The sequence below is a fragment of the Vibrio sp. D54 genome (assembly GCF_021728075.1).
GTDB lineage: Bacteria > Pseudomonadota > Gammaproteobacteria > Enterobacterales > Vibrionaceae > Vibrio > Vibrio alginolyticus.
On the sequence record NZ_JAKKCS010000011.1, the window covers coordinates 10,996 to 32,603 of the forward strand.

Annotated in this window: 20 protein-coding genes; 17 read left to right on the top strand and 3 right to left on the bottom strand. The window is 42.9% G+C overall.

Features of this window, described 5'->3' with window-relative positions:
* Positions 1 to 5 precede the first annotated feature (5 nt).
* From L3V37_RS14940 to L3V37_RS14970, 7 genes are all read left to right on the top strand, one after another.
* Positions 6 to 1,319, top strand: a complete 1,314-nt coding sequence (locus tag L3V37_RS14940; protein WP_064368370.1) for a TolC family outer membrane protein — start codon at positions 6 to 8, stop codon at positions 1,317 to 1,319.
* Positions 1,312 to 1,932 carry an OmpA family protein gene (locus tag L3V37_RS14945; protein WP_137281949.1) on the top strand — a complete coding sequence of 207 codons (621 nt, stop codon included), beginning with the start codon at positions 1,312 to 1,314 and terminating at the stop codon, positions 1,930 to 1,932. Before L3V37_RS14940 ends, L3V37_RS14945 begins: the two co-directional genes overlap by 8 nt.
* Positions 1,922 to 2,764 carry a phosphate ABC transporter substrate-binding protein gene (locus tag L3V37_RS14950; protein ID WP_237306522.1) on the top strand — a complete coding sequence of 281 codons (843 nt, stop codon included), beginning with the start codon at positions 1,922 to 1,924 and terminating at the stop codon, positions 2,762 to 2,764. Before L3V37_RS14945 ends, L3V37_RS14950 begins: the two co-directional genes overlap by 11 nt.
* A gap of 178 nt (positions 2,765 to 2,942) precedes the next feature.
* Positions 2,943 to 3,716 (top strand): DeoR/GlpR family DNA-binding transcription regulator, encoded by a 774-nt coding sequence (locus L3V37_RS14955; protein WP_130544903.1) that lies wholly within the window; start codon positions 2,943 to 2,945, stop codon positions 3,714 to 3,716.
* Positions 3,717 to 3,727: 11 nt separating this feature from the next.
* Complete coding sequence (locus L3V37_RS14960) at positions 3,728 to 4,768, top strand: oxidoreductase (RefSeq protein WP_130544904.1); 1,041 nt, start codon at positions 3,728 to 3,730, stop codon at positions 4,766 to 4,768.
* Complete coding sequence (locus tag L3V37_RS14965) at positions 4,765 to 5,235, top strand: heme-degrading domain-containing protein (RefSeq protein ID WP_053306491.1); 471 nt, start codon at positions 4,765 to 4,767, stop codon at positions 5,233 to 5,235. Before L3V37_RS14960 ends, L3V37_RS14965 begins: the two co-directional genes overlap by 4 nt.
* Positions 5,236 to 5,420: 185 nt before the next feature.
* Complete coding sequence (locus tag L3V37_RS14970; RefSeq protein WP_130544905.1) at positions 5,421 to 6,998, top strand: sensor domain-containing diguanylate cyclase; 1,578 nt, start codon at positions 5,421 to 5,423, stop codon at positions 6,996 to 6,998.
* Positions 6,999 to 7,049: 51 nt separating this feature from the next.
* Here the strand turns inward: L3V37_RS14970 and L3V37_RS14975 are convergent, their stop codons facing one another.
* The gene (locus L3V37_RS14975; RefSeq protein ID WP_042522865.1) at positions 7,050 to 7,607 is read right to left on the bottom strand and encodes a DUF3750 domain-containing protein; all 558 of its coding nucleotides are present in this window, start codon (positions 7,605 to 7,607) and stop codon (positions 7,050 to 7,052) included.
* Between the two features lie 480 nt (positions 7,608 to 8,087).
* On the opposite strand from L3V37_RS14975, the gene L3V37_RS14980 reads away from it, so the two are divergent.
* The 5 genes from L3V37_RS14980 (at position 8,088) to L3V37_RS15000 (ending at position 12,418) form a co-directional block, all read left to right on the top strand.
* On the top strand, positions 8,088 to 8,450 hold the full coding sequence (locus L3V37_RS14980) for a hypothetical protein (RefSeq protein WP_005377748.1): 363 nt from the start codon (positions 8,088 to 8,090) through the stop codon (positions 8,448 to 8,450).
* A 35-nt stretch (positions 8,451 to 8,485) separates the two neighbouring features.
* Positions 8,486 to 8,950: a GNAT family N-acetyltransferase gene (locus L3V37_RS14985; RefSeq protein WP_017820619.1), complete on the top strand. Its 465-nt coding sequence runs from the start codon at positions 8,486 to 8,488 to the stop codon at positions 8,948 to 8,950.
* Positions 8,951 to 9,198: 248 nt separating this feature from the next.
* Positions 9,199 to 10,617: a DASS family sodium-coupled anion symporter gene (locus L3V37_RS14990; protein ID WP_017634015.1), complete on the top strand. Its 1,419-nt coding sequence runs from the start codon at positions 9,199 to 9,201 to the stop codon at positions 10,615 to 10,617.
* 3 nt (positions 10,618 to 10,620) lie between these two features.
* Positions 10,621 to 11,958, top strand: coding sequence for an ATP-binding protein (locus tag L3V37_RS14995; protein WP_005389108.1), 1,338 nt, complete (start codon positions 10,621 to 10,623; stop codon positions 11,956 to 11,958).
* Positions 11,945 to 12,418 carry a response regulator gene (locus L3V37_RS15000; RefSeq protein WP_005377744.1) on the top strand — a complete coding sequence of 158 codons (474 nt, stop codon included), beginning with the start codon at positions 11,945 to 11,947 and terminating at the stop codon, positions 12,416 to 12,418. Before L3V37_RS14995 ends, L3V37_RS15000 begins: the two co-directional genes overlap by 14 nt.
* 107 nt (positions 12,419 to 12,525) lie before the next feature.
* On the opposite strand, the gene L3V37_RS15005 is transcribed toward L3V37_RS15000, so the two are convergent.
* Positions 12,526 to 14,229, bottom strand: a complete 1,704-nt coding sequence (locus L3V37_RS15005) for a bifunctional diguanylate cyclase/phosphodiesterase (protein WP_005377743.1) — start codon at positions 14,227 to 14,229, stop codon at positions 12,526 to 12,528.
* Positions 14,230 to 14,716: 487 nt separating this feature from the next.
* Here L3V37_RS15005 and L3V37_RS15010 point away from each other — a divergent pair, with 487 nt between their 5' ends.
* From L3V37_RS15010 to L3V37_RS15025, 4 genes are all read left to right on the top strand, one after another.
* Positions 14,717 to 15,934: an HD-GYP domain-containing protein gene (locus L3V37_RS15010; RefSeq protein WP_130544907.1), complete on the top strand. Its 1,218-nt coding sequence runs from the start codon at positions 14,717 to 14,719 to the stop codon at positions 15,932 to 15,934.
* Between the two features lie 202 nt (positions 15,935 to 16,136).
* Positions 16,137 to 16,760 (top strand): LysE family translocator, encoded by a 624-nt coding sequence (locus L3V37_RS15015; RefSeq protein WP_130544908.1) that lies wholly within the window; start codon positions 16,137 to 16,139, stop codon positions 16,758 to 16,760.
* Positions 16,761 to 16,972: 212 nt separating this feature from the next.
* A complete protein-coding gene (locus L3V37_RS15020; RefSeq protein ID WP_130544909.1) occupies positions 16,973 to 18,517 on the top strand; it encodes a YjjI family glycine radical enzyme in 1,545 nt (514 codons plus the stop codon).
* Between the two features lie 22 nt (positions 18,518 to 18,539).
* Complete coding sequence (locus L3V37_RS15025) at positions 18,540 to 19,421, top strand: YjjW family glycine radical enzyme activase (protein WP_130544910.1); 882 nt, start codon at positions 18,540 to 18,542, stop codon at positions 19,419 to 19,421.
* Positions 19,422 to 19,440: 19 nt separating this feature from the next.
* Here L3V37_RS15025 and L3V37_RS15030 read toward each other — a convergent pair whose 3' ends face one another.
* Positions 19,441 to 20,379, bottom strand: a complete 939-nt coding sequence (locus tag L3V37_RS15030; RefSeq protein ID WP_005377737.1) for a LysR family transcriptional regulator — start codon at positions 20,377 to 20,379, stop codon at positions 19,441 to 19,443.
* Between the two features lie 411 nt (positions 20,380 to 20,790).
* Between L3V37_RS15030 and L3V37_RS15035 the strand changes: the two genes are divergently transcribed.
* On the top strand, positions 20,791 to 21,561 hold the full coding sequence (locus L3V37_RS15035; protein WP_104979134.1) for a TerC family protein: 771 nt from the start codon (positions 20,791 to 20,793) through the stop codon (positions 21,559 to 21,561).
* Positions 21,562 to 21,608: the final 47 nt, after the last annotated feature.

Sequence of the window (21,608 nt, forward strand, 5' to 3'; positions counted from 1 at the left end):
ATAAGATGCGGCTTAAATCAACGTTATTGGTCTTGTTTGCAGTATCATCGTCGCCAAACGCTTTGACTTTAGAGGAGTCAGTTACGTTATCTCTCGATAGCTCCCCCAGTTTGCTTGCTCGCTATTCTCGCTATGAGTCGATGGTACGAGACCGAAATGCCATAAATGGTTCATTTCTTCCTCAGGTTAATTTGTATGCAGCAGCAGGGTACGAAGGTACTCGATATAACAACGGAAACTACATCGACAGTGAAGATAGAACATTAGAAAGAACGGAGATGGGCGTAAGAATCTCCCAACTGTTATTTGATGGATTTAAAACAAGTGCTGATGTTGATCGCCTATCTTACGAGGCTGAAGCTGAACGCTTAGGCTTATTGGCATCTGCGGAAAATGTCGCATTAGATACTGTCAGAGCGTATGTGGACGTTTTACATGCCCGAGAGTTGATGAAACTGACAGAAAGAAACTTAAGTGAACACCAAGAGATCTACCGTTTCATTCTAGATAAAAAAGAAAAAGGTTTAACCAGCAACTCCGATTTAGCACAGGTTTCTTCGCGTGTCGCGACAACACAGTCCTCATTGATTGCCGCCCAAAACAATCTTTCCGATGCTAGAACAAGATTTGTACGTTTAGTTGGTCGAGCGCCGCAAAACTTAGTTGAGCCTGTTTACCCGCAGGAATTGCTTCCGAATAAGCTTGACGAAGCACTTAAACAAGCGGTTAGGTTGCACCCATCCATACAGTCGGCGATGAAAGATTTAGAGGCGGCTCGACATGAAGTAAAAAGAGAAAAGGGGGATTACTACCCAGAGCTCAAGCTTGAGCTGTCAGCCAACAAAACAGACAACGTGGATAATATTGAAGGCATTAACGAAGATGCAAAGGTTATGCTGACGGTCAACTACGATCTTTTTAACGGCTTTTCTACAGACTCCCGAGTGGAGTCATCCGCCTGGAGAGTAGAGGAGGCGAGGGCTATTCGAGCAAATGCAGAACTAGATGCGAATGAAGGTGTAAGGCTGGCATGGGACGCACATACATTGCTTCAACAGCAAATGGAGTTTTTAAAAGTCAACGTTGATGCGGCGAAAGTAACTGAATTAGGGTACATCCAGCAGTTCAATGTAGGGCGACGCAGTTTGTTAGATGTATTAGATGCCAAAGTTGAAACGTTTGTTGCGAGACGGAACTATACCCGAACAAAGTACGATCATTTGGTTGCCACTTACCGTTTATTCAACTCGATGGGGATTCTGACTTATGCGTTGCGAGTTGAGTATCCAGAGAACTGGAAGGAGAACAATAATGGATAAATTCGCAGTTACGAGTCTTCTAGTTTTCATGTTAGCAGGCTGTGCTGAATCACCGAATACGACGTTGACCACTTACCAGTACTACGACCTTAAAGACAATGATAGTGATGGTGTGATAAACCAACGAGATAACTGCGCAGATACGCCAAAAGGTGTCGTTGTTGACAGTGAAGGCTGTGCGAATTGGGTCAACGACTCGCAGACACACCTGATCAGTTTTTTCTTTGCGATGGATGAGCATCAGGTAACGCCATCTCATGATATGCCGCTAAGCGAGTTGAAAGCACTGCTTCAGAGTAACCCAAATGCGCAAGTCATACTGATAGGAGACACAAGCCCTGAAGCGTCACTCGAATACAACAAAGCGTTGGCAAAGAAAAGGACGGCAGCTATACGAGAATTGCTAGTGAGAAACGGCATTCAAGATAATCGAATTGAAGAGCAAGAGTTTTATCAGAATACGGCATTGACGGTACAACTAAAAAAACGGGAAAGGCGCACAATTGCTGTTGTAAACACGAAAGCTGAAAGTACTGAACAAGCGTGGACTATATTTAGTTCGGACAGCGAGTTGACACCTAATTCGAAGTTGGAGTTGAATTATGAAAATTAAAGTCTTGCCTTTCTTTGCTCTAGCTTCATGTTTGATTTCACCGCTGGCATTTGCTGACTCTGAGGCTCGAACATCGATTTTTGTCGAACCAGAAATATTAGAAACGATAGAAACATTGATAGATGAGCCAAGTGTAAATGTAGCGCTTGCATCTCAGTCTGGTGGTTTTAACGACATGCTAAATGACGGAGCCTCTATTGCGATCACATCTAAGAAATGGTCAGATGAAAACATCTCCCGATTTCAACGAGAAAGAGACCACAGGCCTACACGTTTGTTTTTAATGGCAAACGCTATTGTCGTAATCAATAGTCAAAAGAGTACGGTAGATAGTGTTTCCGTTAGTGAATTGAAACGCTGTGATGCAAATACGTATGCTTTCGGGGAGATGCGTTTAAGTAACCCAGATGTGAGCTCTAATGGTTGTCAATCATCGATTCAAATGCTTGATGAAGACCGATTGAAACGGGCTTTAAGCGACGACTTTTCAGCCAAAGCTTATATGCGATACTCCGATTTTAAATACTCAGAACAGTGGTCGAGCTACAAGGCTCTCTCTGTTCATCATAACGATGACTCATGCTCTTTGAGCACAGATTGCATCTATTCTCTTCGCTATCCATTTTCCGTGGTCTATTACGTTTATATAAATAAACAATTCGACACTAATCAGAAGATCAAAAAATCAAAGCTATTTGAACTCCTTACAACCGACCACAATACACAACAGGTACGAAATGCTGGGTTTATTCCACTACCAAAAGCGCTTATTAAAAGAAATAGAGTGAAGTTAGGGCTAGATGAGCCAGTTGTTTTAAACGGGTATAAATAAACTTCATACGCCTAACTATGTGGGTTTGAGTGAACGTACCGTCCTAGGAAGTTTTGCCTTGCTGCTCATTTATCTTTGGTTAACCTTTGGTCAATTGAGTTGGTTGTAAGTGGTTTTGTTGGTAATTTTTCTATTATTGTGGCAAGTTCACTTAAAATCACTTAAGTGAATTTAAGTTATGACACAAGAAGAAAGACTCGTAGCACTCAGAGCGAAGCTGGAGCAGCAAAACAAAGTAACGTTGTCTGAAGTTTGTGAGTACTTTGGTATCTCGCGAGATTCAGCTCGCCGAGACTTAGTTAAGTTGAGTCAGCAACCTGGGTTACAAAGAATACGAGGTGGTGTCATGCTTGCGCCGATCTCTTCCCATACCGAGGCATACGCGAGTCGACCCGTGAGTGACGTTAAACATCGACTGGCTCAAGCTGCCGCAGCGTTGTTGGATGAGCGCGACCATCTTGTTATTGATACCAGCACCATTTTATCTCTGCTCCCACTCTATGCAGGAAAAGCGCGTTGTGGAGAAAACAAGCTCAACGTCGTTACTAACAGCATTGATGTGCTGACCGCTGCTGAGACAAACGACACAATGGACGTTCATTTCTTAGGCGGACACTTTGACCCGTATGCCAGAGCAGTTTTAGGGGCGCAAGCAGAGCAGCAAATGCAGCAGTATCACGTGAACAAAGCGTTCATTGGCGTGTGTGCATTGTCATCCCGAGGGCTGACAACAAATAGTTTGTTAGAAGCAACAATGAAACAAGCGATGATTGCTCAAGCTCAGCAGGTCATCGTCGTTTGTGAATCCCGAAAAATTGGTAGCGACAATTTCCACCACGTATGTGATTTGTCAAAGATCGACATCATTATTACCGATCATCCTCCTCAATCAGATTTTCAACAACTCCTCGATCACAATGATATTGAATGTATTGTTGTGTCACCGAAATAAGGAATCTTAGAATGGCTTACGATCCCGTAAAAACCGCTGTGATTGGTTACGGATATTCAGCAAAAACGTTTCATTTACCCTTCATTAAAGCGCTACCAAATTTAACGCTGAGCGCGATAAGCTCTCGTCAACAGGACGCGGTTCAAAATGATTGGCCAGATGCTAAGTGGTTTTCTGATGCGAATACTTTACTCGATGATAGTGATGCAGAGCTCGTAATCATTACTGCGCCAAATGACGTACATTACGAACTTGCAAAGCGTGCGTTGAACAATGGGAAACACGTCATCGTCGAGAAACCGTTTGTTACTCGTATAGAAGACGGTAATGAACTTATCGCCTTGGCGGAAGAGAAAGGTCTGGTGCTGAGCGTTTTTCACAATAGACGTTGGGATGGAGATTTTCTCACGGTTAAATCTCTTATCGAACAAGGTAAGTTAGGTGATATAAAGCTATTCGAGTCACACTTTGACCGTTACCGCCCTGAAGTTCGTCAACGCTGGCGAGAGCTAGCCCAAGATGGTGGTGGTATTCTATTCGACCTTGCTCCTCATCTTCTCGATCAAGCATTGGTGTTGTTTGGCTTGCCAGATGCGATAGACGCACAATGTCGAATGATGCGCCCGGGTGCGACAACGATTGATTATTACAACTTGATACTTCATTACCCTGAGCATATTGTGCATTTACATTCAAACTTGTATAGCCCAGAGCCGAATCTCCGCTACAAAGTATTGGGTACGGAAGCTAAATATGAAAAGTTCGGATTAGATCCTCAAGAGGGCTACTTAAAAGAAGGCCGTTTGCCGGAAAACGATGCTTGGTCGGAAGAAGATGAGGCGTTATACGGCGTCCGTTACGACGAAGACGGTGCGCAAACTATCAAAACGGAGAGAGGCGCGTACCAAGCTTACTTTGTTGGTGTGGCAGACGCCATTCGTTTGGGCACTGATAACCCGGTTCCTGCCGCTCAAGCAGTACAGAATATCGCTCTGATTGAGATGGCATTGGAAAGCAGTAAAACGGGTAAAACGATTCAGGTGAAACCATGAGTTTGACGCTTGAACTCGTGGCCCTGCAAGAGCATGAACTTCAGTTGGCGGAATTTAATCACCATATTGCGTGGTCTATCGGCCTCGCTCTAAAAGAAGAGGCTGAAGCTCGCGGCGCGGCTGTTGCTATTGAGGTTTACGGCTTTGGACAAACGCTATTTCAATACGCGATGGCAGGAACCTGCGCTGATCATGTAGATTGGGTCCGTAGGAAGCGAAACTCAGTATTAAGGTATGGCCACAGCTCTTACTATCTTTCTCTGTACAACAAGCAAAAGCAACGTGATTTCGAAAATCAGCCTCATCTCGATGCTCGTGAGTACTGCGCTCATGGTGGCGCGTTCCCAATTCGGCTTTCTGGGTCTGGTTTGGTTGGGGTTGTGACGGTATCGGGTTTACCGCAGTTAGATGATCATCAGCTAGTTGTGGATATATTAAAAACGATGACAGAGACAAAACCCTCTTAAACGCCAAATATGAAAGTAGCACGGTTTCTTTATCGTGCTACTGAATTCTCTTTTTAGCTCATAAAGTGTTCTTTAATGTGAGCAAATATTAACATTGATCCCAACTTACTACCTGAAAATCAAATCAATTTCATATAACCTATACGCTCATTCATATAGAAAGCCTTCAAAGTTGGCCATTGGCAATGTCTTTTAGAAGAAAAGAAAAACTCAATCTTAGAAATCTTATTGTCACCCTATGTGTGTTCAGTGTGCTTGTCACTTTGATCAACGCATTCTACTCGATTTATCGTGTTCAAAGGGATCTCATCATCAATAACACGTTAGAATCAAACCGTGTTTACGCCCAAAAAATGTCTGAAATGACAGACTCTTTCATAGAAAGCTCAATGTCGCAGCTAAAATACAGTGCGAACGTGCTAAAAGACAAGATGCATGACGCTCAGTTTCTTGATAAAGAGGCTGAGAGATTAAGAACGCAAACCAAATCATTTAACTCTGTGGTTGTCGTTAATGCAAAAGGGGTTATTATTTCTGTATCCCCTGAAACACTTCAGGTGAAAGGTGTAAGGTTAGTGGGTGAAAGAAAACGCCAGTCTTTAAACGCTCAAGCACCGGTTGTTACTGAACCATTTATATCGCCAGCTGGAAATTACTTGTTAACCATCTCATACCCTATATTTTCTCAATCTAATGAATATTTAGGTTATATCGGCGGCACTATTTATCTAGAAAAAGAAAATATTCTTGCAGAGTTACTCAGCCAGCACGCATACAAAGATGGTTCTTTCCTTTACGTTGTCGATGAGAGTAACACTCTGATTTATCACCCAGATCAGTCGAGAGTTGGTGAAGTAATCGACGATAATGAGGCAATCAAAGCGGTGACGATGGGGCAGAGCGGTAACAAAGAAATTGTTAACTCTCGCGGCGTCGAAATGCTTGCTGGTTATGCACCAGTAAAGTCATCAGGATGGGGAATTGTTGCTCAGCGCCCGAAATCGATGACGTTATCTGTGCTAGATGAACAGATGTGGAATGTTTTCCTTAAGTCGATTCCAATTGGTTTATTAACTTTGTTGCTAATTTGGTTCTTGTCCCTTCTTATTTCTAGACCACTTTGGCAGTTAGCGGGTGCTGTGCGAGGTGTCGAAGAACATTCATCCTCTATCGATGATCTCAAACTGGTTAAGTCTTGGTATTTTGAGGTCTCACATTTGAAGCTTAGCTTTCTTAAAGCATTTGGTATCGTGTCAAAAACCATTGATAAGCTGCAACTGGATACATTAACAGATTCGATGACTGGATTATTGAATCGACGTGGATTAGATAAAGTTCTTGGTTTGTTTAAGCAGGAAAATACCGCGTTCTCTGTTTTGGCGCTAGATATTGACCACTTTAAGAGCGTAAACGATAACTATGGCCATGACGTGGGTGACAATTTACTTAGAGAGTTTGCGCAGTTAATGAAAGACCAAGCTCGCTCTAATGATCACCTGTGTCGTTCTGGCGGTGAAGAGTTTATGATGTTTTTGGAAAAAACAGACGTAAACCACGCTATGGATGTTGCAGAGCGTATTAGACACAACGTGGAACAACATGACTTCCAGGTGGTTGGTAAGGTCACGGTTTCGTTGGGCGTTTCTCACTGGAAAGGCAATGACACACCAATTGAAGCAGTAATGAAAGACGCCGATAATGCACTTTATAAAGCGAAACATAATGGAAGAAATAGAACGGAGTTGGGTGACGACGCACAATAGATATTGCGCTTTATGCTGAACATAAAACGAGCCAGTGACTAACCTTTGCTGTTAATCGCTGGCGTAACCGCTACCAATTGCGCGAAACGGCAAGTTCAGCTCTAATTCTGGAATTTGTTTACCCACCCAAGCCGGAAATGTATTGCTATTTGGCCCTGGAAACAGCGTATATTCTTCAGCCCAAGGGTATTGGTTAATAACACTTTGTATTTTAGGGATAAGCTGGCGGGCCTTTTCACCTTGTATGGAGAGAATCTTTTCTGGTTTTGCACCATACCAATATCGATCTGGCGTCCCAGTTTGGTACTGATATAGAGCGGGTTGTCCGCGATTCACTCTCCAGCCGACTACTTCATAGACTGTATATTCGTTCGCATTTTCAGGCTTTATTGCAAACCATGTATGAACGGCAAACCAGCCTCGCCAACCAAACGCGTCTGCGGCGTAAAACTCAATCACAGCATGCTTGACATTGGAAGGATCGGGTGCGATACCCGCAGGTTCTCTGCTTGCGGTACGCCAATCTCCTTGAGTGCATCCACCCAGCATAACCGCGATTGACATGAACCCAATTTTTACAAGGTGAGTAAAGTTGAGAGGGTCTTTCATTTATTGCTCCTAGACCAACCGATGTTGGACGCTCTACTGATTTTAGCTATAAAAACGTGGCAAGCCTGATTGTTGAAATCTTCTCCTTATTAAAAGAGAGAGGGAAGGTTAGTGCCATAATTCCAGTTCATACGTAATAATAAGGTAAGCCGATTTGTAACATGTGGCATAGACGATGCCGTATTTCTCGAACGATTCGTCTAGTTGCGTATGAAAAAGTAAGAGGTTGTATGTATTCCTTACACGGCCACATGAATTAAAAACATTAAAAAAAACAGAGGTTTACAGTGGGTTTTGACTGGTTGAGTGAGTTTGGGACCCTCACATTGTCTCACATTTGCTTGTTTTGGGCGGAATTTTCATCGCTCATCTTTTTGCGCGTTTAGAGCCAGCGTTCAGCTATGGCACAATAGGCGCTCACAGAACAAGTGCTGTTTGGTCATGCAAATAGCAGAAAAATAACTAGAAATAGAATAATTAATGTTTAAATCAAAAAGTATACTCGCATTAAGCATGTTCGCATTTGGCTGTTTTGCCAATCAAGATAGCGAACCAACGTCCGTTGTGCTGAGCTATGGCGACTCCTCCATCAGTACTGATATTCAAGCCAATCGAAAATTTCATGTTGTCCGAGACAATGAAAGTGAGCACGTAGAATTTTCCGGCGGAATCACAAAGGAGTATTCCGATTATATTGTGAATATTCATATCATAAGAAAAAGCAATATACGCAGATCAAGCCGTGAGCTGAATACTACCGTATTGATGAACAGTGATCAGATTGGGAAGCCTTTAGTGATTGGCATTGAAAATGATGAGTTCACTAGTATCACTTTGCGTTAATGCTTAGTATTTATTGAATAGGAATGAGGAAATTGATGCTCTCAATACGCTGTTATCGCACCGAGGATGCCCCAACACTGTGGGCACTCTTTTACCATACTGTGCGAATCATTAATCGTCGCGATTATACGGAATCACAAGTTTCCGCTTGGGCACCATCAGATTTTGACCTCGATGTGTGGCAACGAAAAATGGACGATATTCAACCATACGTCGCGGAGATAGAAGGGCAGGTCGTTGGCTATTGTGATTTGCAAGGTGACGGCTTGATTGATCATTTCTTTTGCCATCATGAATACCAAGGACAAGGTGTTGGTCGTGATTTGATGTCTTTTCTTTTTTCACAGGCGAAAGTACAGGGGATAAAACGACTGTATTCTGAAGTGAGTATTACCGCCCGACCTTTTTACGAGAAAATGGGTTTCACAGTTAAGTCTCGACAACGTGTTGAGGTTAGGGGAGAAACCTTAACTAACTTTATGATGGAAAAGTATATTTAACTTAAATAGTGAGCATTTAGTGAGCTTGAACACAGATATAAAATGTTTTCCAATGTGAAAACGAGTTCATTGATCTCGCACCAACGTTTTGTTTGAAAACAGTGTACATAATCTTCTCTGGAACGCCATTACCGCATTTCGTCTCTGAAGGCTTAAAAACAGTCTGAAAGTTTTGGTTTTGCGGCGGGTAATAGCGTTCCAAACGCCAAATGTGTCTGGCTAACCATCTCAGGAAGAGAAGTAGTACTATGCGCCCTTATCTCAAATACGTTGTTCCAACATTGATACCATTGCTTGTTTGGTTGATGCCTCTCTCTGCGTTCCCATTTGATGGCATTACTATCGTCCAGCAAAGAGTGATTGCAATCTTCTTGCTTGCCGCACTTTGCTGGGTATTCGAGCCAATTCCAATCTACGCCACTTCGGTTGTGATCATTGTCCTAGAGCTATTGCTTGTATCAAATAAAGGTATTGTGCTCTTTCGTTTGCAAGAAGGGCAGCCACATTTTGGTGAGCTATTACAATACAACGAGATAATGGCGACCTTCGCTAGTCCGATTATCATGCTCTTCCTCGGCGGTTTCTTTTTGGCTATGGCGGCGACAAAGTACAGGTTAGATGTCAACTTAGCCCGAGTGTTACTCAAACCATTTGGACAAAAACCAAAGTTCGTTATGCTGGGGTTGATGCTGATCACCGCTGTTTTTTCCATGTTTATGTCAAACACCGCAACAACAGCGATGATGTTGTCCATTTTAACCCCTGTGATAGCGGTTTTCGGGCCTAAAGACCCAGGTCGAATTGCATTCGCCTTGTGTATTCCTGTTGCAGCCAACATTGGTGGCATTGGTACTCCAATCGGCACGCCACCGAATGCCATCGCCCTAAAATATTTGGTTGGTGACAACTTAATTACGTTTGGTGAATGGATGGTATTTGGTGTGCCATTCGTTATTGTGATGATGGCGTTAGCCTGGTTTCTGATTGGCTTTTTGTATAAAGCCGAACAAACCACCATCGATCTGAACATTAAAAGCAAGTTTTTGAAAACACCCAAAGCAATAATGGTTTACGTCACCTTTGCCGGCACGATTATTCTTTGGTTGATGGGTTCTGCACATGGAATGAATTCTTACACAGTAGCATTAATTCCGGTCGCAGTGTTCTCATTGACGGGCATCATTAACAAAGAAGACTTGAAGAAAATCTCTTGGGATGTGCTTTGGTTGGTGTCAGGCGGTATTGCTCTGGGCCTTGCTCTAGATAAAACCGGGCTTGCGAAGCTGGTGGTACACAGCATTCCGTTTGATCAGTTCTCGCCATATGTTGTCTTGTTTGGTGCGGCTTTCTTGTGCTTGTTAATGGCAAACTTTATGTCGCATACAGCCACCGCAAACTTGCTGATGCCGATAATGGCTGCGCTGGGTACTTCTATGGCTTCGCTAACGCCTCTCGGCGGTGAAGTTACTCTGATCTTGGTCGTGACATTTGCCGCTTCACTCGGTATGTCGTTACCAATCAGTACGCCACCAAACGCGTTAGCTCATGCAACAGGGCATGTCGAGAGCGGCCAAATGGCTCGTATCGGTGCCGTGCTAGGCGTGATTGGCGTATTACTCAGTTTTGTGATGGTGTGGATTTTACATACTGTTGGGCATATTGGATAACCCATGTACGAAACGAAGTTAGACGCGTTAGTACAACGCTACTTTAATCACCTTGAACGCCGATTAACGGTTCTATCCGGGTCGGTGCTTATTGAGCAAGCTGGCTACAACGATCGCTTGTACTATGTGCTGTCGGGAGAACTGGCGGGCTATTACGCGGAAGATGACAAGAAACCGATTCAGGTATTTTCTGCGTCTCAAGGAGCGTTTATTGGCGTACATAGTTTCTTTTCTGGTACGTGGACTGCCTCTTCGACAGTGATTGCTCAAACCGATGTTGAATTGGCTTGGATACAACGTGATACACCCGCCGTGGAAGAGGCGACATACGGACCATTGACGACACAATTTATGCCTGTGATGGTTAACGAATTATCTCGTCGTCAACGGCGCGCAATGCAAGAGGCATTAGCTAAAGAAAAAGCGCTACAAAAGCTTCATACCGCAGAGCAAATGACAACGTTGGGGCAGCTTGCAGCGGGTATTGCTCATGAGTTGAACAATGCGATAGGCGTTGTAAGCAGTAAATCAGAACGGCTAGAGACAGTTATCATGGAACTGCTTGAAGAAGTTCATCCGGAAGCGAGTCAATTTTTTGATTTTGGTTTAATGCAAGGGCAGAAAGTCTCTTCTAGCGAAGCGAGAAAGCGGGGGCGCCACTTCGAAAAATACTACGGTTTAACCAAGGAGGTTGCTCGTGATCTTGCGCGAGCCGTTCCAAATAACTTCCTTTCAGAACATTGGCTAAAAAGACCAGAAGAAGCGATACGTTTCTGGCAAATGGGACGAGATCTCCATGACTTACGCATCGCCTCTAAACATACCGTTGGCATTGTACGATCCGTAAAACAATTGGGGCGCACGGATATCGACTTGGATGAAGCGATTAACATCAATGATTCAATCAATCGCGCCTTGGCTCTATTGCAAAGTGACTTAAGACGAGTGAGTGTTCGTTTTAGCCCTGCGGATTTACCTGCTTTTATTGGTTCTCAAACCGAACTCGTCCAAGTTTGGGTAAATATATTAAAGAATGCGTGCGATGCACTTGGTGAAACGGAGAAACCCGGTATCGAAATACATACTCGGGAGAGTAAGGGTAAAATTTTGGTCACGATTGCTAACAACGGACCAGAAATTGATGAAGCGACACGTAGAAAAATTTTCCGGCCAAACTTCACCACTAAAAAGGGGGGCTTGTCATTTGGTTTAGGGTTAGGTCTGTCGATTGTAAAGCGCATTATCGCCGGATATAACGGCTCTATTGTGGTAAAGAGCGACAGTGAAAAAACGATTTTTAGAATCAAGTTACCAGTAGAGGGTGAACATGGAGAAGCTTAATGTAATTTGCGTTGATGACCAACGAGAGGTACTAAGCGCGGTTCTACAAGATTTAGAGCCGTTAAATCAATGGTTGAATGTCGAAGACTGCGAATCAGCAGGTGAGGCTCTAGAACTGATGGATGAATTTGATGCAGAAGGCGAGATGATCGCATTGATTATTTCCGATCATGTGATGCCAGGTAAAACGGGAGTAGAACTGCTGACCGATGTATCAAAAGACGGTCGTTTTGGCTTTACGAGGAAAGTGCTTCTTACCGGGCAAGCGACGCACACCGATACGATTAATGCGATCAACTCCGCAGGCATTGACCGCTACTTTGAAAAACCATGGCAAGCAAGCCAATTAATAGAGTGCGTTAGAAACTTGGTGACCCAATATATCTTTGATGTGGGCTTAGATTACACTCAGTATCACGAGCATTTAGATCAGAGTGTGGTGTTTGAACGTCTACGTTAATCGGGGGACATTAAGCTTGTTTTCGTCACGGCCAGTTAGTGTCTGAAATCTATAGTGAATAGTTCAGCATGTTTAACGTGGCCGTGCGGAATATTGCTATAGTATGCTTAACTCAACGAATAGCGGCTTGCACTGGCAACAGAAAGTGGCTTAGAGAACCAATAACCTTGCAGATAATCGACGCCCATTTCGGTAAAAAATTCACACATTTTGGCGTCTTCAATTCCCTCAATCACTACTTCAATATTATTTTCCTGGCACATAGTGATAAGAAACTTCAGATATTCTTGTGAAGAGCGGTTGGTTAGTGTTTTCCACGCCATCGACCTATCAATTTTGATTTGTGTCATCGGGAGGTCGAAGAAGCTATTTAATGAACTGTAACCCGATCCAAAGTCATCCAGAGAGAGTGCAAATCCTAGTTCCCTGAGGGTATTCAGAGGGGCAATGGCTGTCTGATTATTATCCAAAATAAACGTTTCTGTTAGTTCCAAAACAATAGACTCAGGATCGACACCAACCTCATCCGCCATGGCTTTAATTCGCGCAGGGAATTCACTGTTCATTAACTGAAGTACTGAAACATTCACGTTGACACGAACTTGGTTTTGGTAACGCTCACGGTAGTTTTTGATAAATTCACACGCTTTGGCAAAGACTTGATATCCGAGTTCGACAATCAAACCTTTGTTCTCTGCCACGGGGATGAATTCGTCTGGATAAATTTCGCCAAACTCTTTGCTACGCCAGCGAACCAGAGATTCGAAGCTCACCACTTTTGAGCTTTTGGCGTCAATAATTGGCTGAAACTTAACGCTTAATGTCTGTTTTTCTAGTGCACTTTTTAGACCTTGCTCAATAAAGAAATAACGGTCTACGGCATGCTGAGTTTTCTCACTGTAAACCGCAACACGGTCTTTATTCTGCTCGCTTGCGTACTGACAAGTTCGTGCTGCTTTACGTAATATTTCCTCTGCTGAGTGACTTGGATCTATGCAAGGATACAAACCAATACTAATGTTACTTCCTAAGTATTGGCCCTCTTCAATCACTGCCTCGTGGTAGGTTTCCTTTAAACTTTCGGCATAACTTTGCAGCGTTTCTACCGAGCATTCATCGTGAATCAAAATCGCAAAGTCATCATCATGTACGCGATATACAGAACTATTTGGAGAAGGTAGGTGACTGAGAGTTTGTAGCAATTTTTCCACTAACCCATCGACCAACTCGCTGCCATATTGATTTAAGTAAGATTTAATCTCTTCTATCTGAATGTAACAGATAGATGCACAAGAATCGGTGGCTCGCACACTATCTTCAATATCCAGCAAGAGATGGGCGCGATTAGCCATACCTGACGCATTGTCATGAAATGCGACTTGATGAATATAGCTTTCCATCAGCTTGCGTTCAGAAATATCACGGTGGCTACCAACCATATAATGACCATGTTCTGTTTCTTTGGTCATGGCTACGCCTTCAATCCAGACGTACTGTCCATTGGGTTTACGCACGCGGTAGGTCGTTGTGACCCTCGTGTTGTTGGTAATGATGTGAGCATCGACCCGAGTGGAGAGTCTTTCTCGATCGAGAGGGTGAACAAGGTCTAACCATTGCTCTAAGCTGATTCGACCAGCGTTGATACCAAGCTGCTCATAAAAGCCCTTGTTATAAAATACCATGGTGCCAAACTCATCCATGTAAAAGAGGCCTTCGTTAAATACATCGAAGATATGAATGAATCGTTCTTCGACGATTTTTAGGAACTCTCGGTCACTATCTGAGACTTGTTGGTCAAATATGGTGGTCAAGATATTTCCTCCTCGAGCCTTTTAGCATCAGAGATGAGTGTTGGGTTTGATAACATAGAGTTGATCTGCTGGCGTACATTACAATCACAAAAGTGTCAGTTCAAATTGTTTGGCTATCATTTTATGCGCTACTAGGTTAATAACATACTAAGATTAGGCGGCTAATCATCGACATTTATAAAAAATAGTCAACAGTAAAAATCATTTATAAAATACAGTTATTGATGCCGTCCGCAATCTATAAATATTTATGAATAATTATCCTAAAGTTATTTTCAGTTGTGTCGGTATCAATGCGTTGTTTTCTAACGTCATTTGTATATATGTTATCTTGGATAAAACCATAATAACAAAAAGGACTTAATGAGCGCGACCGATTATTAATTGACAGGATGCTCATTAATTGTAATCAATTCAAATTTATTATCACGCCAAGTAATCAAATCTCTTATAATGCGGACGTTAATATCGAGTAAGCCTTCTTTATATGCAGTACGATCCGAAAAATTCAATCAAAATTGCGCTCGCTGATATCGGCGTTGGTATGTTTGTTACCGCGATAGAGCACAACAAGCGCGTCAATTTAGCCAATGCAGGGCGGATATCTAGCCCTGAAGGCATTAAGAAGCTTGCTACAAGTGGCGTAAAGTATGTTTGGGTAGATCAAACATTATCTTCGCAGCAGTGTGTCTTCAAGCCTGTAGATGAATCAACTGATGCCACTAAAGAGACGAGAGAGCAGAAACACTCAGATTTTAAGAGGGGTCAACGAGCTTATCGTTCGAGAGACATCCAACACAAGCGAGCCAAAAAGCTGATCGCCGAAGCAAAAGATTTGGCGCAAAAACTATTGAATCAAACTTTTGAAGGAAAAATCATAGAAGTTGATGAAGTAGAAGCTTGGGCTGACGATGTCATTGAAAGTGTTTTTATTGACTCAGATGCGTTGCAGTGTGTCTCTGCACTCCGAAAAAAAGACTCTTATTTATTGGAACACTCCGTCAATGTCGCTTGTCTTTTAGTGTCATTCGGTAAGTACTTGGGCTTGGATAAGCCAACGCTAAAACAGCTTGCTGTAGGTGGCATTATTCATGATGTAGGTAAAATTAAAGTCGATGATAAGATCTTGCACAAGCCTGCGAAGCTAACGCCTGAAGAATTTGAACATATGAAGCTACATCAAGTGTTCGCAGGTGAGATTATCCTTCACGTAAAAGGGCTTAGTGACGTAAGCCGTGATGTTTGTTTGATGCACCACGAGAAGTTAGATGGCAATGGTTATCCTAGAGGCTTGAAGGGGGAGGAGATTCCAATTCACGGCCGTATGAGCTGTATTGTAGATATCTACGATGCGCTAACGGCTGATCGCTGTTACAAAAAAGGCATGAGTTCTGCCGAAGCGTTTAAAATCTTGTTGAGTCTAACGCCATTTCATTTAGACGCAGACTTAGTTTACAAATTCATTAATTGCATTGGGATGTACCCCGTAGGCTCTATTGTCGAGTTGAACGATGGGCGTGTTGGTATTGTTTGGTCTTCAAATGAATCTCAAGCATTAAAGCCAGAAGTGAAATGTTTCTACTCCCGCAAGTATAAACGATACATTGATGTCACGATGGTGGACTTAAAAACGAGTGCGTACAAAATTGAAAGAGCGATCGCGCCTTCATCGTTAGAGATCGATCCTAAGCCTTTTTATGATTAAGAGAAATAGATAAGCTTATACAACAGGCTTTACATCCTTGCATGTAGATCGTATTTTATTTGCATAACTATCTATTAATTTTTTCTAAGTTATTTAGATGCAAGATGGTTATTAAGACCTCGGCTTCATGGATAGAAACCGGGCGATAAAATAGTTCTATACACAATGGGCTATAAACCTCATTTTGCTGGAAGGGATGCCAATGCAAATAGATACATGGATTTTTTACACTCTTGCCATTCTCGTGCTCACAGCTTCACCAGGACCAAGCTCACTGTTGTGTTTAAGTAAAGGAGTGAGTAGTGGGTTTCGTATTGCTTTCATGACTGCGCTTGGCAGTTTGTCTGCGATTACGATCATCCTTACGCTCTCATTTACCGGGCTGGGAGTTGTCATTGCTTCATCTGAGTTAGTTTTTAATATTATCAAATGGTGTGGCGCCGCTTATTTAATCTGGTTAGGTATTCAAGCGTTGCGCTCATCTCAGACAGATTTTAATAAAACGGCAACGACTCAAAGTTCCGCGACAGCGCTCAGCGCGTTCACTAGTGGTTTCATTGTTGGCGCTAGTAACCCCAAAGCGATAGTCTTTTTCACCGCTTTGTTTCCTCAATTCATTGAACCTTCCGCACCGCTACTGGCTCAATACGCGATTTTCGCGTCTACATTTGTGGTTTTTGAGCTTAGCTGGCTAACATTTTATGCATTGTTAGGGGTAAAAGCCTCCGATTGGTTGTTTGTCGCTGGAAGGGCGAAGTTGTTCAATCGTTTGACTGGTGGAGTATTTATTGGTGCAGGCGTGATGTTGTCGACGGCAAACCGATAAATAAGACAGATTTCGGTACGCAGTTAGGTTTTCCCATATAGTAAGTTGGAATGCGCTAATTTAGCTTTGTCTTATTTCCAGAATGGAAATAGACGTTTTGTTTATTTTCATTAGTGGCAACAGCCAAGCAGGAGTAAAATCACGTTACTCTTTAGGGGTAGAGCTCGTATTTTGTCTTGTGGGCTTGTGGTTACTTTGTAGGAATATCTTAGATGACAAGCCTTTCTAAACTACAACAACGTTTTCTAGATATCGCGACCGACGTCCGTCTTTCTCCAAAACAGAAGTCGAGTTTTTTAGCTTTAGAGGCGGAAGCGTGCATTCCTTACATGACCGTATCTCCATCACTGAGACAAGCAATGGGTGAAGGCATCATCTGCGATATGTTTGAAGGTCATGCACCGTTTAAACCTCGCTATGTGTTGCCTGATTACGCTAAATTCCTAGCGCAAGGCTCAGACTATTTAGAGTTGTCTCCGGCTGATGATTTCGATGATGCGTTGAACATGCTGACCATCATTTACCATCATGTTCCTTCGGTAACGAACATTCCGGTTTACTTAGGCCAGTTAGATGATGTCTTGTTGCCTTACATAGGCGACCTAACAGAGAGCCAGATTTACAAAAAGTTAAAACATTTTTGGGTCATGCTGGATCGCACATTGCCAGATGCGTTTATGCATGTGAATGTCGGACCGACAGACAACATTATTTGTCGCACTGTTTTAAAAGTAGATGCGGAGCTCAAGCAGATCGCACCGAATCTCACCTTTATGTACGACGAGACAGTTACGCCTGATGACTTACTTCGTCAAGCGACACAGAACATTTGTGAATGCAGTAAACCGCATATTGCCAATTACCCAATGCACGCGAAAGCCTACAACGGCTCACGCTTTGGTATTGTAAGTTGCTACAACTCGCTTCCATTAGCAGGTGGCTCGAACACATTGGTGCGAATGAATTTAAAAGAAGTTGCAAAACGAGCATCAGACTGTAACGACTTCTTAAACAGTGCGTTGCCTTCTTACCATCGATTAATGGTCGAGCTCATAAACGCAAGAAGCACGCACTTGCATGAAAAATCGAACTTCTTTCAAGGCTTTTTGACGCAAGAAGGGTTGATAAAAGAGTCCTATTTCGCGCCAATGTATGGCGTTTACGGCATGGCCGAAGCGGTAAACCTTCTATTTGAAAAAGAAGGGCAAATAGGGCGATACGGAAAAAATGATCGAGCAAATACTTTTGCTCATGATGTTTCAGCAACACTGGCTAAACTGGTGGACTCAACCCCGGTGAAATATGGTTTAGATGGCAAAGCGCTCTTACATGCACAAGGCGGCATTAGCTTAGATCATGATGTTACGCCAGGTGTACGTCTGCCTTATGGTGCAGAGCCAGACCCTGTCACTTATGTACAAGCAACGGCGAAGCATCATCAGTATTATCGTGCGGGTATCAGCGATATTTTGACGATTGATGAAACGGTGAAATCTAACCCAGAAGCGATGTTCAATTTATGTAAAGGGGCACTAAATGCTGGTTATCGTGAGTTTACCGCGAATGTCACTTCAAATGACTTAATTCGCGTGACAGGCTACATGATCAAACTTTCAGATGTCGCGAAATATGATAAAGAAGGTTCGAGAACCAACACGACGTTTCTAGGTGCAGAAGCAGCAAAAAATACCAAAATTTTAGAACGCTCGCCACGTGTGGTGAGTCATGAAGTAACACCGACTTACACGCAGGCATAAGTTCGGTTTAGGAAAGAACAAGATGTCTAGACGAAGTGGAAGCCTTTTGGCAAAAGTCACTCGTATCCTTCCTTTCTCTTGTGTTGATGGGCCAGGAAATCGTCTAGTCATCTTTCTACAGGGTTGTAACTATCAGTGTTTGAACTGCCACAATCCTCACACGATAAACCATTGTAATCATTGTGGTGAGTGTGTGAGTGAATGTTCAGCAGGCGCATTGAAGTTCGACGAAAACAACAACGTTGTTTGGCTTAAAGAGGAGTGCACCCACTGCGATCATTGTATAGAGATATGTCAGAACCAATCTAATCCAAAAATTACTGACTACTCTGTAGTAACAATGCTCGATTTGATACGCAAACATCGCTTTTTCATCAGTGGTGTTACTGTATCCGGTGGGGAATCTACCTTACAACTTCCTTTCATTATTGAGCTGTTTAAAGGGATAAAACAAGATCCTGAATTACGGCACCTCTCTTGTTTAATCGACAGTAACGGTTCTTTAGCGGTTGCTGGTTGGCAGCGTATTCTACCTTTTCTGGATGGCGCAATGATCGATTTGAAAGCGTGGCAGACGGAGACGCATCAGTGGCTAACTGGGCGTGATAATCATCGTGTATTTAAAACCCTTCAGTACCTTGTTGAGCACGAAAAATTGTACGAGGTCCGCTTACTGCATATCCCCCAAAAAAGTGATTTAGATATAGAAATCGTAGCAATTGGGCGTTACTTGAGTACTCTTCCTGAATCGGTGCTTATCCGTTTAAATGCCTTTCAGCATCACGGAGTAGTGGGGGAGGCGTTAACTTGGGATATGTGCTCTCATCATGATATCGAACGCTTAAAATCAGAGCTTCGATGCTACGTGAGTAACCCTATCACAGTGCCGACAGTACTCACGTAGTACCGTTGTTTATCTATACTTACGCATCACAGGCATCTAACATGGCGCAGGCGTCGAGTAATTGTTGCTGTAACCATTTTAAAGCGGGATCGTTTAAGCTCGCTTTGTTCCAAACGAGGCTGTAGGCTACCTGTCCGTAATCGAATGGAAGAGCTTGTTCAACCAAACCTTTTGCTTGCATTGCCGCTCTTGCCCAAAGCTTGGAGCATGTGAACAAGTAATCCGAGTGCTGACACATCACCGCAGCTGAACCAAAGTCGGCTACACGCATGGCCAAGTTTCGCTTTGAATGCCTTTGGGTGAGATTTTGCTCAAAATAAGGTTGTGACAGATCTTTATCATGAATACCGATGTGTCTTGCACAAAGGTAACTTTCAACAGATAGGGGTTGCTCAGCGAGTGGGTTCGATGCTCTCATTAAGCAAACCATTTCGTCTTTCAAAATGGTTTTCCAGACCAAGTCTTTATTTTGTGTGGGTGGTTGGCTGAGATCGTGAGGAAGCAACAAAAAATCCACTTGACCTCTTGCTAATGCATCGAAGCTCATTTCCTCTTTCGCATGGACATTCAAGTGCGCGTGATTGCTCAGTTGTTGGGACAGATGCTGTAGAACTGGCGCAAAGAGCTCAAACGAACTTTCACGCATTGCTAATGAAAAACTACCTTGATAGTAAGCCGGATTAAAAGAGCCTTGATGTAATAACCCATTCATACTGGAGAGTATGCCATGGATTGATGGGCCTATATGCAGCGCAAATGCTGTCGGCACTAAGCGAGTGCCATCACGATAAAAAAGGTCATCCTTTAGCGTTTCGCGCAACTGTCCGAGCGTTTTACTGACGCTCGATGGTGTTACACACAAGCGTTCTGCCGCAAGTGTGACGCTGTGAGTGGTTAACAACATATGTAAAACAGTTAGATGTTTAAGGCTTATACGCGAAAGAGCAATGTAGTCCATAAATAGCATGGTTTCTTATGATTTTTGGCAGTATATCAGCATGAAACAAATTTTTACTATTGTTTATCTCGGAAACACGCCTGTTTCTCTTTGAGCTCAATGCATTTAATGGGTTGCATAAGGGTTGATGGTGCTTATAAGTCTAGAAATTTATCTTAGTTTTGTTGGACTTTAATGCTTTCATTTATTCAATTCTAAAGCTTCTATGTAATTTTAATCAATTTGGAGGAGTTGATTGATTTGTACACGAATTAAACTTGTTCCTTGTTAATTAAAATAGATATTGTTTTGTTGATTGTTTGGTGATTTACTCATGATCCCTCAGTAACAAAGGTATAAATAATTAATGGACGACCCCTTTAGTCGACAAAACCCTTCACCATATGTCTTCTTATTATTGGAGACATGCTCATGCTAGAACTTTTTATGCAACCAGAAGCTTGGGCTATTTTCGCCACTTTGTTTGCGCTTGAAGTTGTCTTAGGCGTTGATAACGTCGTTTTTATCTCTGTCTTATGTGAAAGACTGCCGCTGCACCAACGTAAGCTGGCAAGAAACCTTGGTATTGGTCTTGCTGTTATTGCTCGTATTGGTTTAGTGTTTTCAATCTCTTGGATCATGCAACTAACTCAACCGCTATTTTCTTTGGCGAACCATGCGCTTACCGGAAGAGACGTCATCATGATTGCGGGTGGTGCATTCCTCTTGGCTAAAAGCCTGAAAGAGTTGTGGAGTTGGTTAAATCACAACGAGTCGGCTCACTCAACTCACGCCCGTACTGGTTTAACGGTAGTTCTGTTGCAGATTGTTGCCGTGGATGCTGTATTCTCGATGGACTCGGTGATAACCGCCGTTGGTTTGACAAGTGATGTCCCACTTATGGTCGCAGCGATTGTTTCGTCTGCTATCGTGATGGTCATGACAGCCGAAAAAATCAATAACCTGGTGTCGTGTTACCCTGGTTTTAAGACACTTGCTTTGTTATTCCTCGTTTTGTTAGGTGGTTTATTGATGGCAGAAGGCTTCGAAATTCATATCAACAAAGGTTATGTGTACTTTGCGATGGCATTCGGCTTAATTCTGGAACTTTGTCATATCCAGTTAAAAAACAAACAACGCCCGACTATTAAACGTCTTAGTCCGTTGCGAGTTCATCCAACCAGATTAGAAGCTCGTCAATAATAAAAGATATTGCCGCTCATATGAGCGGCATTTTTATATTCGTCATC

Coding starts and splice junctions, on each gene's coding strand:
- L3V37_RS14940 (WP_064368370.1), top strand. CDS start 6: ATGCGGCTTAAATCAACGTTATTGGTCTTGTTTGCAGTATCATCGTCG.
- L3V37_RS14945 (WP_137281949.1), top strand. CDS start 1,312: ATGGATAAATTCGCAGTTACGAGTCTTCTAGTTTTCATGTTAGCAGGC.
- L3V37_RS14950 (WP_237306522.1), top strand. CDS start 1,922: ATGAAAATTAAAGTCTTGCCTTTCTTTGCTCTAGCTTCATGTTTGATT.
- L3V37_RS14955 (WP_130544903.1), top strand. CDS start 2,943: ATGACACAAGAAGAAAGACTCGTAGCACTCAGAGCGAAGCTGGAGCAG.
- L3V37_RS14960 (WP_130544904.1), top strand. CDS start 3,728: ATGGCTTACGATCCCGTAAAAACCGCTGTGATTGGTTACGGATATTCA.
- L3V37_RS14965 (WP_053306491.1), top strand. CDS start 4,765: ATGAGTTTGACGCTTGAACTCGTGGCCCTGCAAGAGCATGAACTTCAG.
- L3V37_RS14970 (WP_130544905.1), top strand. CDS start 5,421: ATGTCTTTTAGAAGAAAAGAAAAACTCAATCTTAGAAATCTTATTGTC.
- L3V37_RS14975 (WP_042522865.1), bottom strand. CDS start 7,607: ATGAAAGACCCTCTCAACTTTACTCACCTTGTAAAAATTGGGTTCATG.
- L3V37_RS14980 (WP_005377748.1), top strand. CDS start 8,088: ATGTTTAAATCAAAAAGTATACTCGCATTAAGCATGTTCGCATTTGGC.
- L3V37_RS14985 (WP_017820619.1), top strand. CDS start 8,486: ATGCTCTCAATACGCTGTTATCGCACCGAGGATGCCCCAACACTGTGG.
- L3V37_RS14990 (WP_017634015.1), top strand. CDS start 9,199: ATGCGCCCTTATCTCAAATACGTTGTTCCAACATTGATACCATTGCTT.
- L3V37_RS14995 (WP_005389108.1), top strand. CDS start 10,621: ATGTACGAAACGAAGTTAGACGCGTTAGTACAACGCTACTTTAATCAC.
- L3V37_RS15000 (WP_005377744.1), top strand. CDS start 11,945: ATGGAGAAGCTTAATGTAATTTGCGTTGATGACCAACGAGAGGTACTA.
- L3V37_RS15010 (WP_130544907.1), top strand. CDS start 14,717: ATGCAGTACGATCCGAAAAATTCAATCAAAATTGCGCTCGCTGATATC.
- L3V37_RS15015 (WP_130544908.1), top strand. CDS start 16,137: ATGCAAATAGATACATGGATTTTTTACACTCTTGCCATTCTCGTGCTC.
- L3V37_RS15020 (WP_130544909.1), top strand. CDS start 16,973: ATGACAAGCCTTTCTAAACTACAACAACGTTTTCTAGATATCGCGACC.
- L3V37_RS15025 (WP_130544910.1), top strand. CDS start 18,540: ATGTCTAGACGAAGTGGAAGCCTTTTGGCAAAAGTCACTCGTATCCTT.
- L3V37_RS15030 (WP_005377737.1), bottom strand. CDS start 20,379: ATGGACTACATTGCTCTTTCGCGTATAAGCCTTAAACATCTAACTGTT.
- L3V37_RS15035 (WP_104979134.1), top strand. CDS start 20,791: ATGCTAGAACTTTTTATGCAACCAGAAGCTTGGGCTATTTTCGCCACT.